1 protein-coding gene is annotated in these 231 nt (G+C 39.8%); it reads left to right on the top strand.

Annotated elements, in window-relative coordinates; genetic code table 11:
* A partial coding sequence (locus ACPYOM_RS24165; protein WP_481347928.1) for a hypothetical protein occupies nucleotides 1-231 on the top strand: 231 nt, incomplete at both ends.

Here is a 231-nt window from a genome sequence, read left to right as displayed (position 1 = left end):
GAGTATGACAAGGCTATTTCCTCATTGGGTGCTACAGGAACCAATGCTCATACATGGTTTGACGAGACGGTTTACAAGAATAATATTCCTAATAACGAGCTGGAGAAATGGCTTAAAATTGAAAATGAAAGATTTTCAGAACTGGTTTTAAGGCTTTTCCATACGGAGCTGGAGTCGGTGTATGAAGAATTCAACAGAGCGCAGGATAATGATTCGAGACTGGTTCAGTAT

The sequence above is a fragment of the Monashia sp. HAY1-2A genome (assembly GCF_056755315.1).
The sequence above is the reverse complement of the archived record's forward strand: the minus strand, read 5'-3'. Positions and strand labels throughout refer to the sequence as shown.